This window comes from Sphingomonas caeni, assembly GCF_026013415.1.
GTDB classification, from domain to species: Bacteria; Pseudomonadota; Alphaproteobacteria; order Sphingomonadales; family Sphingomonadaceae; genus Sphingomonas; species Sphingomonas caeni.
The window spans coordinates 463592-479327 of sequence record NZ_JAPDOK010000002.1 but is presented as its reverse complement, the minus strand read 5'-3'; the positions used below and the strand labels follow the sequence as shown (position 1 = coordinate 479327).

At 67.8% G+C, this 15736-nt stretch carries 11 protein-coding genes; 6 read left to right on the top strand and 5 right to left on the bottom strand.

From position 1 onward, the window contains the following. Positions 1 to 31: 31 nt before the first annotated feature. Positions 32 to 1576, top strand: coding sequence for a hypothetical protein (locus OF829_RS07040; RefSeq protein WP_264939271.1), 1545 nt, complete (start codon positions 32 to 34; stop codon positions 1574 to 1576). 70 nt (positions 1577 to 1646) lie between these two features. Continuing rightward, positions 1647 to 2597, top strand: coding sequence for a hypothetical protein (locus OF829_RS07035; RefSeq protein WP_264939270.1), 951 nt, complete (start codon positions 1647 to 1649; stop codon positions 2595 to 2597). 22 nt (positions 2598 to 2619) lie between these two features. Here OF829_RS07035 and OF829_RS07030 read toward each other — a convergent pair whose 3' ends face one another. From OF829_RS07030 to OF829_RS07010, 5 genes are all read right to left on the bottom strand, one after another. Continuing rightward, positions 2620 to 3930: a dihydrolipoamide acetyltransferase family protein gene (locus OF829_RS07030; RefSeq protein WP_264939269.1), complete on the bottom strand. Its 1311-nt coding sequence runs from the start codon at positions 3928 to 3930 to the stop codon at positions 2620 to 2622. A gap of 5 nt (positions 3931 to 3935) precedes the next feature. Next, positions 3936 to 4940, bottom strand: a complete 1005-nt coding sequence (locus tag OF829_RS07025) for an alpha-ketoacid dehydrogenase subunit beta (RefSeq protein WP_319951541.1) — start codon at positions 4938 to 4940, stop codon at positions 3936 to 3938. 10 nt (positions 4941 to 4950) lie between these two features. Continuing rightward, a complete protein-coding gene (locus OF829_RS07020) occupies positions 4951 to 6222 on the bottom strand; it encodes a 3-methyl-2-oxobutanoate dehydrogenase (2-methylpropanoyl-transferring) subunit alpha (RefSeq protein ID WP_264939267.1) in 1272 nt (423 codons plus the stop codon). Between the two features lie 122 nt (positions 6223 to 6344). Continuing rightward, positions 6345 to 6986 carry a hypothetical protein gene (locus OF829_RS07015; protein WP_264939266.1) on the bottom strand — a complete coding sequence of 214 codons (642 nt, stop codon included), beginning with the start codon at positions 6984 to 6986 and terminating at the stop codon, positions 6345 to 6347. A gap of 74 nt (positions 6987 to 7060) precedes the next feature. Continuing rightward, on the bottom strand, positions 7061 to 9196 hold the full coding sequence (locus tag OF829_RS07010) for a M3 family metallopeptidase (protein ID WP_264939265.1): 2136 nt from the start codon (positions 9194 to 9196) through the stop codon (positions 7061 to 7063). A gap of 232 nt (positions 9197 to 9428) precedes the next feature. Here OF829_RS07010 and OF829_RS07005 point away from each other — a divergent pair, with 232 nt between their 5' ends. Genes OF829_RS07005 through OF829_RS06990 form a run of 4 tightly spaced genes read left to right on the top strand, consistent with a single transcriptional unit; the run spans position 9429 to position 15670 of the window. Further along, entirely contained in the window at positions 9429 to 10175 is a 747-nt protein-coding gene (locus OF829_RS07005) for an ImuA family protein (RefSeq protein ID WP_264939264.1), read from the top strand. Then, entirely contained in the window at positions 10093 to 11811 is a 1719-nt protein-coding gene (locus tag OF829_RS07000) for a DNA polymerase Y family protein (protein WP_264939263.1), read from the top strand. The genes OF829_RS07005 and OF829_RS07000 overlap by 83 nt, the downstream gene beginning before the upstream one ends. Next, positions 11808 to 15158, top strand: a complete 3351-nt coding sequence (locus tag OF829_RS06995) for an error-prone DNA polymerase (RefSeq protein ID WP_264939262.1) — start codon at positions 11808 to 11810, stop codon at positions 15156 to 15158. The genes OF829_RS07000 and OF829_RS06995 overlap by 4 nt, the downstream gene beginning before the upstream one ends. Continuing rightward, on the top strand, positions 15158 to 15670 hold the full coding sequence (locus OF829_RS06990) for a 2'-5' RNA ligase family protein (RefSeq protein WP_264939261.1): 513 nt from the start codon (positions 15158 to 15160) through the stop codon (positions 15668 to 15670). The genes OF829_RS06995 and OF829_RS06990 overlap by 1 nt, the downstream gene beginning before the upstream one ends. Positions 15671 to 15736: the final 66 nt, after the last annotated feature.

The window sequence follows — 15736 nt, the reverse complement described above, 5'->3', positions numbered from 1 at the left end:
CTGTGCCCCCTCCCCACCATGAGGCAAGACCATGAGCGAGCCGCGCAACCTCACCATCACGATCCACAATAATTGCGGTGTCGATCTCGACATCACGTCGCTGCCCGTGGCGGGCAAGATGCTCGTGCCGGTCCCGGACCCGATCTGGGCGCCGATTCCGACCATCCTCAGGAACGGACAGACGGTCACCTTCTCGAGCCTCAACAACAGCGGCGCCTGCACGGGGCAGCTGCGGCTGCTCGGCAAGGCGAGCGACGGCTCGGCCGTACTCTATCAGCTCGGCTATTGGCTTCCCGAGAACAAGGACAAGTCGCTGCTCGCACTGGTCGACGTTTCCCCGGGCTATCTCCACGGGTTCGACCGCGAACTCTACGACACGATGCCGATCAACGCGACGCTGTCGCTCTATCCGGCGTTGCTGGTCAATCGCCCGCCCGCCTATGCCATTCCGATCGGCAGCAATCCGATGGGGCTCACCGAGAAGATCCCCTATCTCTTCCAGGATTTCGCCAATTCGATGTTCGGCGCCAATATGCGCTCGTCGGACCTCATCTATCCGCACTATGCGCATGTCGAAGACAGCGTCACGCCCTATGCCGATTTCACCGGCGGACAGATGCCGGTTCTCATCAAGATGCTCAAGGATTACTGGACGAAGAATGACCGCCGGGCGTGCCCGGTGCCCGATCAGGCGCTGATCGACTTCTTCAAACACTATATCGGAGCGCCCGCGGCGACGAGCGCGATGCCGCGCACCCTGTGGATCCCCAAGCCCCACTATCTGGACGGGAGCTCTCTCGCCCAGTTCCAGCTCCTGGGATATGAACGATGCGGCTTCCACACGAACGATGGCAAATGGGACGCCACCACGGTCGAGCGTTTCGTGACGCTGCTGCTCAGCGGCGCGCATTTCGTCGTGATCCATGCGGGCAAGGATCTCGCCCCCTTCGGAATCGACTATACGATCGACCGGGAATTCTACCGCGCCTTTCTGAGGAGCGACCTCAAGACCGCATCGGACGCCCTGAATTCGCATTATTCGAGCGGCGGCATGAAGGGGAATGTCAGCGGCTGGTATTACCTCGCGATCAAGGGCGAGACCGCGCCGAGCACGGTCACCTATCTGAAGAACGGCGCATTCGCGACATGCGGGCTGCTGCTGGCGCTGCTGGTCGGCGCGACCACCACCGCCTATCCGGGGCCCGGCACGTCGCACGACACCAAATCCGCCGGCTACAACAGCTTCTTCCAGCTCGAGGGCTGGCCGGCGCAGAGCATCGACAATGCGCTTCAGGGCAAGGACCGGCACGTGACCGATTATGGCGCGCATCTGCGCACGGTCTGGAACATCTCGACCTATGGCGCGTCGCCATTCAGCGAGAAGCGCGGGCTTACCGTGTTCCTCGCCCCCGACGGCTGGTCCCCCACTTCCTATCAGACTAGCTGCATGATGCCCTATATGGGCGCCTATGGGCGGTACGTGAACGGACTGCCGGCGCCCCAGCCATGGCTGCGGCGCGAACTGGTCCTGCCGGTCCAGGACGCGCTCGACCTGCCCCCGGCCTATTTCGAGTGACGGCGCCGCGAAACGGAGCAGTTGCGCGCCGGCACCGTCGGGCTATCCTCACCGGTAGGGGAGACGGGGCATGGACTATGAAGACCAATATGATCCCGACGAGTGGAACGAGGGCCATCCGCTCGCCGCGGCGCTGATCGGCTGCGTACTGCTGATCGCGGGGGGATGGTTCGGCGCGCCCTATCTCCCGCCCGCGCCGCTGCCGGTGATCATGGCGGCGGCGATGGTGATCGCGCTGATCCTGTGGGGGATCGGCTATCTGATCACGATCCGCCGCGCGACCGCGAACTGGAAGCTGATGAGCTTCATGCTGCTGCTGCTCACCGCCGCCGGGGTCGGCTATTGGGAGACCCAGCTGCACGAACAGCGCATCAAGGCCGATCTCAGCACGCTGGCCGAGATGGACTATGGGCCGGACAATTATCCGCGCTTCCCCGCCGGCGCCGAAAATCGCGGGCCGATATCGAAGCTGTTCGTCGCGCTGATCCGCGAGGCGACCGATGGCCAGCGCGCGCTCGACGACGAAGCGCGGGCGGCCGGGCTCCAGCTGATGGCCGACGCCAGCGCGCTGCACGCCAGCCCGGGCCTGCTCTCGCACTGCGCGACGGTCGGTACGACCAACGCCAAGTCGCACGCGCTGATCGAGCGCCGCCGCGCCAGCTATCGCGCCTTCGTCAAGGCGCTCGACGACACCGATTATCCCGAGATCTACAAGCGCGAGATCCGGGACTCGATGAACAGCAACGATACCGATGCCAGCCTCGTCGAGCTCGACGGGATCCAGAAGCGGATGTTCGACGCGGCCGAGGGCGCGTGCCGGGTGCTCGCGCGGCGCCGCTGGGTGCCGCAGGGGCCGGTGTTCATGTTCAACAACAATGCCGATCTCGAGGCCTTCAGCGCCTTCGGACAGAAGCAGAACCAGGCGGCCGCCGAACTGCGGCGGCACAATGACGAGGCCCGGTTCCGCACGCGCCAAGGCCAGCTCCAGATGCGCCGCAACCGGAGCAGCTGGTTGCCCTGAAGTCGTATTCAGCGGAGCTGAATCAGTCCGCGAAGAGCAGCACCGGGGTCTCGAGCAGCTTCTTGAGTGCCTGGACATAGCTCGCCGCGTCCCAGCCATCGACGACGCGGTGGTCGCAGCTGATCGAGAGGTTCATGAGTTTGGCGCGGACGATGTCGTCGCCCTGGAATACCGGGCGCTCGACGATCTTGTTGGGCCCGATGATCGCGACCTCGGGGCGGTTGATCACCGGGGTGGTGGCGATGCCGCCCAAGGGCCCCAGCGATGTGATGGTGATCGTGCCGCCGCCCATTTCCTCGGGCTTGAGCTTGTTGGCGCGCGCGGCCTCGGCGAGGCGGCCGATCTCGGCTGCGAGCTGCCAGACATTCTTGTCCTGCGCGTCGCGGATCACGGGCACGGTGAGCCCCGCATCGGTCTGCGTCGCCATGCCCATATGGACGCGGCCCGAGCGCGTCACCACGCCGGCTTCGTCGTCATAGCGCGCGTTGAGCATCGGGAATTGGGGCAGGCTGCGGCAAATCGCGACGATCATCAGCGGAAGCATGGTGAGCTTGGGACGCTGACCGCGATTGGCGTTGAGATCGGCGCGCATCGCCTCGAGCGACGTGACGTCGATTTCGTCGACATAGGTGAAGTGCGGGATGTTGCGCTTCGCGGCGGCCATATTCTCCGCGATCTTGCGGCGCATGCCGATGACCTTGATCGTCTCGTCGTCGCGCGCGCGGCTGGCGTGAGGGGCGTGGTAGCCCTGGCCCGACTGGTAGCGGAGATACGCGTCGAGATCGGCGTGGCGGACGCGGTCGCCATCGGTCTTCACCGCGGCGAGATCGACACCCAGATCCTTGGCGCGCGCGCGGACGGCGGGGGAAGCGAGGGCATGGGACTTGGCGGTTGCTTCTGAAGCGGGTGATACGCCCTCTCCGTTCGCCTTGAGCTTGTCGAAGGGCTGTTCTTCTTTCTCGACCGCGGGGGAAGTGGAGGACGGCGCTTCGACAGGCTCAGCGCGAACGGGATTAGGTTGGATCTCCTCAACCCCCGGTGTCTCCGCCTCGACCGCTTCCTCGATCGCGGCAGGCGCCTCGTCCGCATCCCCGTCGGTCTCGACCACCATCAGCGCCGAACCGATCGCGACCTGATCGCCGACCTCGCCCGCCAGCTCGACCACGATCCCCGAGACCGGCGATTCCATCTCGACGGTCGCCTTGTCGGTCATCATGTCGGCGACCTGCTGGTCCTCCTCGACGCGCTCGCCTACTCGCACGTGCCACGCGACGATCTCGGCCTCGGCGATGCCTTCGCCGATGTCCGGAAGACGGAATGTGAAGCGGGCCATCGCGGTCAGTCCTTCAGGAGTTTCTTGAGCGCCTCGCCGATGCGGACGGGGCCGGGGAAATAGGCCCATTCGAGGCTGTGCGGATAGGGCGTGTCGAAGCCGGTGACGCGCTCGATCGGCGCCTCGAGATGGTAGAAGCAGCGTTCCTGGACGAGCGCGGAGAGTTCCGCCCCGAAGCCCCCGGTGCGCGTCGCTTCGTGCACGATCAGGCAGCGCCCGGTCTTTTTGACCGACGCCTCGATCGCCTCGATATCGAGCGGCACCAGCGTGCGCAGATCGATGATCTCGGCATCGACGCCCAGCTCCTCGATCGTGCTCAGCACGACATGAACCATCGTGCCGTAGGCCAGGATCGTCACCGCCTCGCCCGAGCGGACGGTCGCGGCCTTGCCGAGCTCGATCTTGTAATAGCCCTCGGGCACCTCGCCCGCGGGATGCTGGGACCAGTTCTTCGAAGGCCGGTCGTAATGGCCGTCGAAGGGCCCGTTATAGATGCGCTTGGGCTCGAAGAAGATGGTCGGATCATTATCCTCGATCGCGGCGATCAGCAGGCCCTTGGCGTCATAGGGGGTCGCCGGGATGACCGTCTTGATGCCCGAGACATGGGTGAAGATGCCCTCGGGGCTCTGGCTGTGGGTCTGGCCGCCGAAGATGCCCCCGCCGAAGGGCGAGCGCACCGTGATCGGCGAGGTGAAATCGCCCGCCGAGCGATAGCGCAGCCGCGCCGCCTCGCTCACCAGCTGGTCGAGCGCGGGATAGATGTAATCGGCGAACTGGATCTCGGGCACCGGGCGCAATCCGTACGCGCCCATGCCCACCGCCACGCCGATGATCCCGCATTCGGTGATCGGCGTGTCGAACACGCGGGTCTTGCCGAACTTGGCCTGCAGCCCCGCGGTCGCGCGGAAGACGCCGCCGAAATAGCCGACATCCTCGCCCATCACGACTACGTCGGGATCGCGCGCCATCATCACCTCCATCGCGGAGTTGATGGCCTGGATCATGTTCATGCGTGCCATGTCAGATCCCCGCCGCCTTGCGCTCGTCGATCATCTGCTGGCACTGTTCCTTGAGGTGCCACGGCATCTCCTCGAACACACCTTCGAACATCGTCTCGAAGGGCTGGTGCATGCCGTGGCCGAGCACGCCGTTCTTCTCGGCGGCCTTTTGCGCGGCCTTCACCTGCTCGGCGAGTTCGAGGTCCTGCGCGGCGTGGCGCTCCTCGTCCCATTCGCCGAGATGGATGAGGTGCTGCTTGAGCCGCGCGATCGGATCGCCGAGCGGCCAGGCCGAGCTCTCGTCGGCCGACCGATACTGGCCCGGATCGTCCGAGGTCGAATGGCCTTCGGCGCGATAGGTGAAATGCTCGATCAGCGTGGGGCCCTGATTGGTCCGCGCGCGCTCGGCCGCCCATTGGGTCGCGGCATAGACCGCCAGTGCGTCATTGCCGTCGATCCTGAGACCCGCGATGCCATAGCCCACCGCGCGCGCCGCGAAGGTGGTCGCCTCGGCCCCGGCGAACCCCGAAAAGCTCGAAATCGCCCATTGATTGTTGACGACGTTGAGGATGACCGGCGCCTTGTAGACCGTCGCGAAGGTCATCGCCGAATGGAAATCGCCCTCGGCGGTCGAGCCCTCGCCGCACCAGACCGCGGCGATCCGGCTGTCGCCCTTGGCCGCGCTCGCCATCGCCCAGCCCACCGCCTGCGGATATTGGGTCGCGAGATTGCCCGAGATCGAGAAGAAGCCGGTCGCCTTGGACGAATACATGATCGGCAGCTGGCGGCCCTGGAGCGGATCGGCGCTGTTCGAATAGATCTGGTTCATCATGTCGACGAGGCTGTAGCCGCGCGTGACGAGGATGCCCTGCTGGCGATAGCTGGGGAAGCACATATCGTCCGAGGCGAGCGCCATCGTCGCGGCCACCGCGACCGCCTCCTCGCCGGTCGACTTCATGTAGAAGCTGGTCTTACCCTGCCGTTGCGCGCGGAACATGCGCTCGTCGAACGCGCGGGTGAGCGCCATGGCGCGGAGCATCTTGCGCAGCGTCTCGCCATCGAGCTTGGGGTCCCAGGGGCCGACCGCATTGCCCGCCTCGTCGAGCACGCGGACCAGCGAATAGGAAAGCTCGTGAAACCCGCTCGCGGGCTCGGCGGTATCGGGTCGCCGCGCGGCGCCCGCTGCGGGAATATCGAAGTCGCTGAAGTCCGCCGTGTCGCCGGGCCGGAACTTCGGCTCGGGCACGTGCAGCGACAGCGGCGGCAGATTGGAGCGATCGCGCTCGACCGACATGGGCTCTCCGGGGCGTTATGAGACACGTGCAATTGCTTGGGCCAACGCACGGGACTCGGCTTTGGAGCCTTGTTATAAAATTTCAACGGGCAGCGCAACAAGGTCAGTAGTGCTGACCTGAATTAGCGGCGGGGCCAGGCCCCGTCGCTCAGCTTCAGCACCGCGTCGATCAGCGCGCGGGCGTCGGCGGCGTCGCAATTGTCGCGGGTGATGGCGTGATAGCCGCTGCGGTCCCGCAGCTCGATCAGATAGCCGACCCCGTCACCGCACGTCGCCGCCGCTTCCTCGGGAAGGGGTGTCTCGGCGCGGAAGCTGCGGGCGAAGAAATGCTGCGCGTCGAACACCCGGCGCAGGCTCCGGGTCGCGCCGCGATTGACCCCGAACTGCTCGCTCCAGGCGACGCGGCCGGGGATATAGACCGCGCGCTGGTCACGCTCGACGATCCCGCCCGGGCGCTTGCGCGTCGCGGTCACCACCCCGGTGCCGTCGGGATCGACATCGATGGTGACGATCGTCACGCCCGTGCTGCCCGCCGCGAACAGCAGGCGATAGCGCTCGCGATAACCGTCGAGCCCGCGCTCGGTCCAGAGCGGACGAAGGCCCGCGCTGCGCAGTTCGGCGCCGAACCAGGATTCGAGGAAACGCTCCTCGCCGACGCTGGGCGGGATGAAGGTGGCGGGCGCGCGCTGTGCCGTCATGGCGGGGGCCGCGGTGAAGCCCGTGGCCGCGATCGCCACACCAAGCGTGATCAGGATTGCGCGCATCGGACGAACCCCCATCGTTGGAGGCGATGAGATTACACCTGTACCGGCCCCGCCGCAACGGGGCCGATATGGCTTCAGGTCACCGGAAATCCGCGCCGCTTGAACAGGGCCGTCACGTCGGGATCGCGCCCGCGAAACGCGCGATAGGCGGCCTTGCGGTCGGTCTCGTTGCCGGTCGAGAGCAGGGTGGTGCGGAAGCGGTCGGCGGTCGCCTTGTCCCAGACATTGCCGGTCTCGACGAACGCCGCCCAGGTGTCGGCGTCCATCGTCTCGGACCAGAGATACGAATAATATCCCGCCGAATAGGCGTCCGACGAGAAGAGATGGTTGAACTGGGGCAGCCGGTGGCGGAGCACGATCTCCTTCGGCATCCCCAGCGCAGCCAGCGCCTCGGTCTCGTATGCGGCGATGTCGGTCACCGGCGTCTCGCGGTCATGGAGCTGCATGTCGACGATCGCGCAGGCGAGATATTCGACCGTGTCGAAGCCCTGGTTGAAGGTCGAGCTCTTCTCGATCTTGTCGACCAGCGCCTGGGGCATCGGCTCGCCGGTCTTGTAGTGTTTCGCGAACTTGTCGAGCACGTCGCGGGTGAGCAGCCAATTCTCGTTCACCTGGCTCGGATATTCGACGAAATCGCGCGGCGTGCCCGCCAGCCCCGGATAGGTGATGTTCTGGAGCAGGCTGTGGATCGCATGGCCGAATTCGTGGAACAGCGTGGTCGCGTCGTCGATGCTGATCAGCGTCGGCTCGCCCGCCCCGCCCTTGACGAAATTATTGTTGTTGGAGGCAAGCGTGTTGCGCTCCCCGCCCAGTTTCTGCTGCCCGCGATAGCGCGTTGCCCAGGCGCCCGAGCGTTTGCCCGAGCGCGCATAGCCGTCGAAATAGAAGATGCCGACATTTTTCCCGGTCACCTTGTGCGTCACGACGAAGGTGCGGACATTGGGGTCGAATACGGGAATCGCGCCGGTATTTTCCTTGAAGTCGAGATCGTAGAGCCGCCCGCAGGCATAGAAGGCGCCGGCGAGGATATTGCTCAGCTCGAGGTACGGCTTCACCTCGGCCTCATCGAGGTCGTACCGCTCTTTGCGGACCTTCTCGGCATAGAAGCGATAGTCCCAGGGCTCGATCGTGATCCCCGCGCCCTCCTTGTCGGCGAGCGCCTGCATGTCGGCGACTTCCTCGCCCACCCGCGCGCGCGCCGCCGGCCAGACCGACATCATCAGCTTCATCGCATTGGCGGGATTTTCCGCCATCGTGTCGTCCATCCTGAGGTAAGCGTGGTTCTTGAAGCCGAGCAGCACCGCGCGTTGCTGGCGGAGCTTGAGGATGGTCGCGATCACCGCCTTGGTGTCGTTCGCGTCACCATTGTCGCCGCGCTTGATGAAGGCGCGCCAGACTTTCTCGCGAAGCGCCCGGTTGGTCGAATTGGCGAGGAAGGGCGCGACCGACGAACGCGTGTTGACCACCGCCCAGCCGCTCACCTTGCGCTCGTCCGCGGCGGCCTTGAGCGAGGCCTTGAAGCTGTCGGGCAGCCCGGCGAAATCACTCTCCTGATCGAGCAGGATCCAGGTTTCCTCATCGGCGAGCACCTTGCGGCTGAACTCCGAATAGGCCGAGGCGAGCGCCTGGTTGAGCGTGGTCACTTCGGCGCGCTGGGCGTCCGACAGATAGGCGCCGCGCCGCACGAAGCCGCGATAGCTGCGCTCGAGCAGCCGCATCTGCTGGGCGTCGAGCCTCTGCGACTTGCGCGTATCGTATGCGCCCTTCACCCGCGCCGCGAGCTTGGGATCGAGGAACAGCTCGTCATAGAATTTGGCGAGCCTGGGGCTCCATTCGCGGTCGATCGCCTGGACTTCCTTGGTGGCGAGGTTCGAGGTGTAGACCCCCCAGACCGACTGGACGCGGTCCATCGTCTCGCCCGTCATCTGCATCGGCAGGACGACGGTCTTGAAGCTCGGCCTGGTTTTCGCGTCGCGGATCGCCAGCGTTTCGGCGCGCAGCTCCGCCATCGCCGTCTCGAACGCCGCGGGGAACATCGCCGGCTTGATCTGGTCCCAGGGCGGCACCCCGCCGAACCCGCCGCTCCACGGCTTGAGCAGGGGCGAGGCGTCGGCGGGATCGAAACGCGTGGCGGCGGTGAGTAGAGGCGTGGCGAGCAGGGTGGAAGAGGCGAGCAGCGCCTGGCGGCGGGAGAGTAACGGGGTCATCATTTCGGCTCCGTGTCACGGGGATAAGGCACCGTAAGAGCGATGTTCCGAATAGCAATAGGGCGACCCGCGCGCCCTTCCGTGCTCCGGCGAAGGCTGGAGCGTTGGAGAAAAGCGGGCACCCGCCCGTAACGCCACCGCTCCGGCCTTCGCCGGAGCACAAGCGGTGGGTGGTTGACTCTTGTTGGAATGAGAACAGAATAGGAACATAATCCACAACCGAGTCGCACGCCGCGTGGCCGATCCCGCCGTCCTGAAGCAATTGCGCGAGACGCTCGCCGGAATCGAGACCGGCGGGTTTCGGCGCAGGCCCGCCTTGCCCTTTGGCATCGAGCCGCTCGACGGCCGCCTCGCGAACGGCGGGCTCAGGCTCGACGCGCTCCACGAAGTGGCGGGCGCGGGCGCGGATATGGCGGACGATTGCGCCGCGACCCTGTTCATGGCCGGGATCGCCGCACGCGCCTGGGGGCCGGTGCTGTGGGTGGTGCGGCGGCGCGACCTGTTCGCGCCGGGGCTGGCCCAGGCAGGGCTCGATCATAAGCGGCTCATCTATGCCGAGGCGGCCGACGATGCCGAATTGCTCGCGGTGATGGAGGAGGGCCTCAGGCATCGCGGGCTGGGCGCGGTGATCGGCGAGGCCAGGCGCGCCGACATGACCGCGACGCGGCGGCTCCAGCTCGCGGCGGAAGGCGGACGGACGATCGCGCTGCTGCTCCGCCGCCATCCCCGCGCCGGCGGCGACCCGTTTCGGGTACCGTCCGCCGCGGTCACCCGCTGGCGGATCGGGCCCGCCCCCTCGACCCCGTTGCCCGTAGAGGGCGTCGGACGACCGCGCTGGCGGCTCGAGCTGGCCCGGCAAAAGGGGGGCGAAGCGTTCGAACTCGAAGTGGAGGCATGCGATGCAACGGGTCGCTGCGCTCTTCCTCCCGCTCTGGCCGATCGAGCGGCTGTGGCGGGCGGAACGCGCCGGCGCGCCGCCTGACGCGCGCGCGCCTCTCGATGCCGGACCGCTCCGGGCCGGGTCGGTCCCGCGCGGCGGCGGCTGGCGGCCCGGCGCGCGCTGGGCGCGCGAGGACCGGCTCGGCCATGTCGCGCCGCTGGGCGGAGGCCAGGCGCTTGGCGGTCCCGCGCCGCTGATCACCTCGATCCGCGAGGGCAATCGCAGCCTGGTCGCCGCCGCCTGCCCGCAAGCGCAGGCGCTGGGGCTCGCCCCGGGCATGGCGGTCGCCCAGGCGCGCGCGCAGGTGCGCGGGCTCGATATCCGTCCGGCCGACACGCAAGGCGACCTTGCCGCGCTCGGTCAGTTCGCGATGCTGGCCGCGCGGCGCTGGTCGCCGATCGTCGCGGTCGAGGGCGCCGACACGCTGTTTCTCGACCTGACCGGCACCGCGCACCTGTTCGGCGGCGAGGTGGCGATGGCGCGGCGGATCGTCCGGCTGCTCGCGCGCGCCGGCTTCACCGCGCGGATCGCGATTGCCGATACGGTGGGCGCGGCCTGGGCGTTGGTGCACCATGGCGCGGGCGGGATCTGCCCGCCCGCCGGCGGGGCACAGGCGCTCGCTCCCCTCCCCACCGCCGCGCTGCGCCTCGAGCCTCCCGCGATCGAACTCCTCAAGCGCCTCGGCATCGAGCGGATCGGCCAGCTCGCGGCGCTCCCCCGCGGCCCGCTCGTCCGCCGCTTCGGCGCGGGGACGGTGCTGCGGCTCGACCAGGCGCTCGGCCGCATGCCCGAGCCGCTCGCCCCGGTGATCCCGCCGCACGCCATCGCCGTCACCCGCCGCTTCGCCGAGCCGATCGCCACCGCCGAGGGCATCGCCGCCTGGCTGGGCGCGCTCGTCCCCGAACTCGCCGCCGCGCTCGAGGCCGAGGGGCTGGGCGCGCGCGCGATCGAACTGGTCGCCGACCGGGTCGACGGCGTGCCGCAACGCATCAGCATCGGCCTCGCCCGCTCCAATCGCGACCCCGTCCATCTGCTCCGCCTGCTCGCCCGCCGGATCGGCGATATGGAGCCCGGCTTCGGCATCGACGCCCTCGCACTCCATGTCCGCCGCGCCACCCCGCTCGGCCCCGAGCCGGTGGTCGAGCGGCTCGACGAGGAGGCGGCGCCCGACATCGCGACCCTGGTCGATACGCTCGCGACGCGGATCGGCCAGCGCGGCATGTGGCGGATGCGCCCGGTCGAGAGCGACGTCCCCGAACGCGCGGCCGCGCGCGCGCCGGTGCTCGATCCGCCCGAACGCGGCGGCGCCCGCCCCAGCCGCGACGATATCCGCCAGCTCAACCGTATCCTGCCGATCCCGCCCTGGCACCCCGATTGGCCGCGCCCCGCCCGGCTGCTCGCGCGCCCCGAGCCGCTCGACCATGTCCTGGCCGAGCTGCCCGACCAGCCGCCGCGCCGCTTCACCTGGCGCGGCCAGGCGCACTGCGTGATCCGCGCCGACGGCCCCGAGCGCATCCATGGCGAATGGTGGAAGCGCGACGCCGAGCGCGCGAGTACGCGCGACTATTTCCGCGTCGAGGATGAGGCGGGGCGCCGCTATTGGCTGTTCCGCTCGGGCGATGGCGAGCGGCCCGCGACCGGCGATCTCAGCTGGTATCTCCACGGGGTGTTCGGATGAGCTACGCCGAGCTCCAGGTGACGACGCATTATTCGTTCCTGCGGGGCGCCTCCTCGCCCGAGGAATTGTTCCGCCAGGCGGCGCTGCTCGGCCTGCCCGCGCTCGGCATCACCGACCGCAATTCGGTCGGCGGGGTGGTGCGCGCCTTGGTCGCCGCCGAGCAATTCGCCGCGCTCGGCGCGCCGGTACGGATGATCGCGGGGTGCCGGCTCGACCTGACCGACGGCAGCGCGGTGCTGGTCTGGCCCGAGGACCACCCGGGCTGGAGCCGCCTCACGCAACTGCTCACGCTCGGCAAATCGCGCGCCGATGCCCAGAGGGGCGAAAAGGGGCAATGCTTCCTCCACTGGGAGGATCTGGCCGAAGCCGCCACCGGCCTGGTCGGCGCACTGGTCCCGAGCCTGGCCGATACCGGCGATCCGCTCGCCTTGCGCTGGATGGCCGATATTTTCGGCGAGCGCGGCCATGTCTGCCTCACCCAGCATCGCCGCCCGGGCGATGCGGTGCGGCTCCACCGGCTGAACGAAAATGCCCGGCGCTTCGGCCTCGCCCCGCTCGCGACCGGCGATGTGCTGTACGCCACGCCTGACCGCCGCATGCTGCAGGATGTCGTTACCGCGATCCGCGAGAAATGCACGATCGACGAACTGGGCTTTCGCCGCGAGCGCAATGCCGACCGCCACCTCAAATCGCCCGGGGAAATGGCGCGCCGCTTCCGCCATTACCCGGGGGCGCTGGCCGCCTCCATGGCGATCGCCGAACGCTGCACCTTCTCGTTGCGCGAGCTCAGGCACCACTATCCCGAAGAGGATGTGTTCCAGGGCAAATCGCCCCAGCAAGCCCTTCACGCGCTCGCCTGGAGCGGGCTCAAGCAGAAGTTCGCGGGGCATCCGCCCCAGGCCTATTGCGACCTGCTGACCCACGAACTCGGCCTGGTCGAGACGATGGGCTATGCCTCCTATTTCCTCACCGTGAACTCGATCGTCCAGTTCGCGCGCAGCCAGGAGATTTTGTGCCAGGGCCGCGGCTCGGCGGCGAATTCGGTGATCTGCTACGTGCTCGGCATCACCTCGATCGATCCGATCAAGCACCAGCTGCTGTTCGAGCGCTTCATCTCGACCGAGCGCCACGAGCCGCCCGATATCGATGTCGATTTCGAGCATGAGCGGCGCGAGGAAGTGATCCAGTGGATCTATGAAAGCTATGGCCATGCCCATGCCGCGCTGACCGCGGTCGTGATCCGTTTCCGCGCGCGCAGCGCGCTGCGCGAAGTCGGCAAGGCGATGGGACTGCCCGAGGATCTGACCGCGGCGCTCTCCTCACAGGTCTGGGGATGGTCGAACGATGTCGATGGCAAGCATGCCGATGCGCTCAATCTCGACCGCGATGATCCGCGGCTCGCGCTGACGCTCGAGCTCGCGCACGAACTGGTCGAGGCGAAGACGCCGCGCCATCGCTCGCAGCATCCCGGCGGCTTCGTCCTCACCCGCGACACGCTCGCGCATCTGATCCCCGTCGAGCCCGCGGCGATGGAAAATCGCCGCGTGGTCGAATGGGAGAAGCTCGATATCGAGGAACTGGGCTTCATGAAGGTCGATATTCTCGGCCTCGGCATGCTCGGCTGCATGCGGCGCAGTTTCGATCTGCTCGCCGAGCATAAGGGCGTGCGCCTCACCCTGTCGTCGCCGGTGCTGCAGGAGAATGACGGCCCCACCTTCGCGATGATCCGGAAGGCCGACACGCTCGGCGTATTCCAGATCGAGAGCCGGGCGCAGATGTCGATGCTGCCGCGGATGCTGCCCGTCAATTTCTACGACATCACCATCCAGGTCGCGATCGTCCGGCCGGGGCCGATCCAGGGCAATATGGTGCATCCCTATCTGAAGCGGCGGCAGAATCCGGCGCTGGTCGAATATCCCTCGCCCGCGCTGAAGGCGGTGCTCGAAAAGACGCTCGGCGTGCCGCTGTTCCAGGAACAGGCTATGCAGGTCGCGATCATCGGCGCCGGCTTCACCGCGAACGAGGCCGACAGGCTGCGCCGCGCGATGGCGACCTTCAAGTCGAGCGGCGATATCGGCGAATTCGGCCCCAAGCTGATTTCGGGGATGCTCGAACGCGGCATCTCGCTCGACTTCGCCGAGCGGCTGGTCGAGCAGATCAAGGGCTTCAGCAATTACGGCTTTCCCGAAAGCCATGCCGCCAGCTTCGCCAAGATCGCGATCGCCTCGTCCTGGATGAAGTGCCGCCATCCCGATATCTTCTGCGCGGCGTTGCTAAATTCGCAGCCGATGGGCTTCTATGCCCCCGCCCAGATCATCCGCGACGCGCGCGAGCATGGCGTCGAGGCGCATCCGGTGTGCGTCAACGGCAGCGATTGGGACACGCGCATCCTGCCCGGAACGGCCCCCCGTCCGCGGCATGCGGGGTTTTGCGGCACCGATGATGACTGGGCGAACCTGCATCCGCTGCGGCTGGGCATGCGGATCGTGCAGGGGCTTTCGCAGGAGGATGCGGAGCGGATCCTCGCCGCGCGCGCCGCGGGAGGCCCGTTCGCATCGGTCGAGCAAGTGTGGCGCCGGGCCGGGGTCAAGCCCGCAGCGCTCGAACGGCTGGCGCGGGCGGACGCGTTCCAGGCGCTCGGGCTCGACCGGCGGCAGGCCTTGTGGGCGGTCAAGGCGCTGGGGGATAGGCCGCTGACCCTGTTCGCCGCCGCCGATGCGCGCGCCGGGGCCATCGCGCCCGAAAGCGCCGAACCGCAGGTTACGCTCGATCCGCTCACCGCGGGGCGCGAGGTGGTCGAGGATTATCGCGCGACCCAGCTTTCGCTGCGCAACCATCCGGTCGCCTTCCTGCGCGATCGGCTCGCGGCGCGGCGGATCGCGCGCTGCGGCGACCTGACCGCCATGAAGGACAGGCAGCCGGCCGAGGTCGCGGGACTGATCCTCGTGCGCCAGCGGCCGGGCAGCGCCAAGGGGGTGGTGTTCGTCACGCTTGAGGACGAAACCGGGATCGCCAATGCGGTGCTCTGGGCCGACCGGTTCGAGGCGCATCGCCGCATCGTCATGTCGGCGACGATGCTCGCGATCCGCGGCCGGGTGCAGCGCGAGGGGATCGTGATCCATCTCGTCGCCGAGCAGGTGACCGATCTGACCCCCTGGCTGCGCGACGTCGGCAATCTCGAGCTCCCGTTCAAGGCGATGCCCGGCGACGGGGCGACGCATGGCGGCGAGATCGATCCGCGCGACCGGCTCGAACTGCCGCGCCAGCGCGCGCCCGAAAGCTGGCCGCCGCGCCGCAGCCTCAAGGCGCCGGACCTGATCCCGGTCCGCTCGCGGAACTTCCACTGATGGCGACGCGCCGGGAACCCCCGCTCTACCTCTTCGCCAAGCCGCCGGCGGCGAAGCTGCGCGACCTCGCCCGGCTGCGCGCCTTGTTCGGCATCGAAAGCCGCTACGCGCTCGACCGGCTGCACAGTACCTTGCTCCCGCTGGGCGAGGCCATGCCCGGCAAGATCGAGGCGGCCCGCGCTATCCTGGGCGGCTTCCATGGCGAGCCCTTCGATGTGGTGTTCGATCATATCGAGGGCGCCACGCTCAAGCCGCGCAAGGGGCTGCGCGCCCCCGGCATCTTCCAGCGCGCGCTGGCGCGGCACTTCGCCATTTCGGGCTTTGCGCTGCCCGACTACAGCTTCGGCCTCCATCTCAATCTCGATTATCCCCCCGCATCGGACCGCCGCGCATCGATCGCGCCGCTCGCATGGACGATCGACGAAATCCTGCTGATCGAAAGCGCGTTCGGCCGGCACATCCTGCATGGCCGGCGCGCCCTCGCCGTCCGCCAGTACGCATTGGCCTTGTGAGCCGCGCCGGTCAGGATCGCGGGCAACACCCGCACCGACGGGTGCGGCAGATCTTCTTCCAGGACC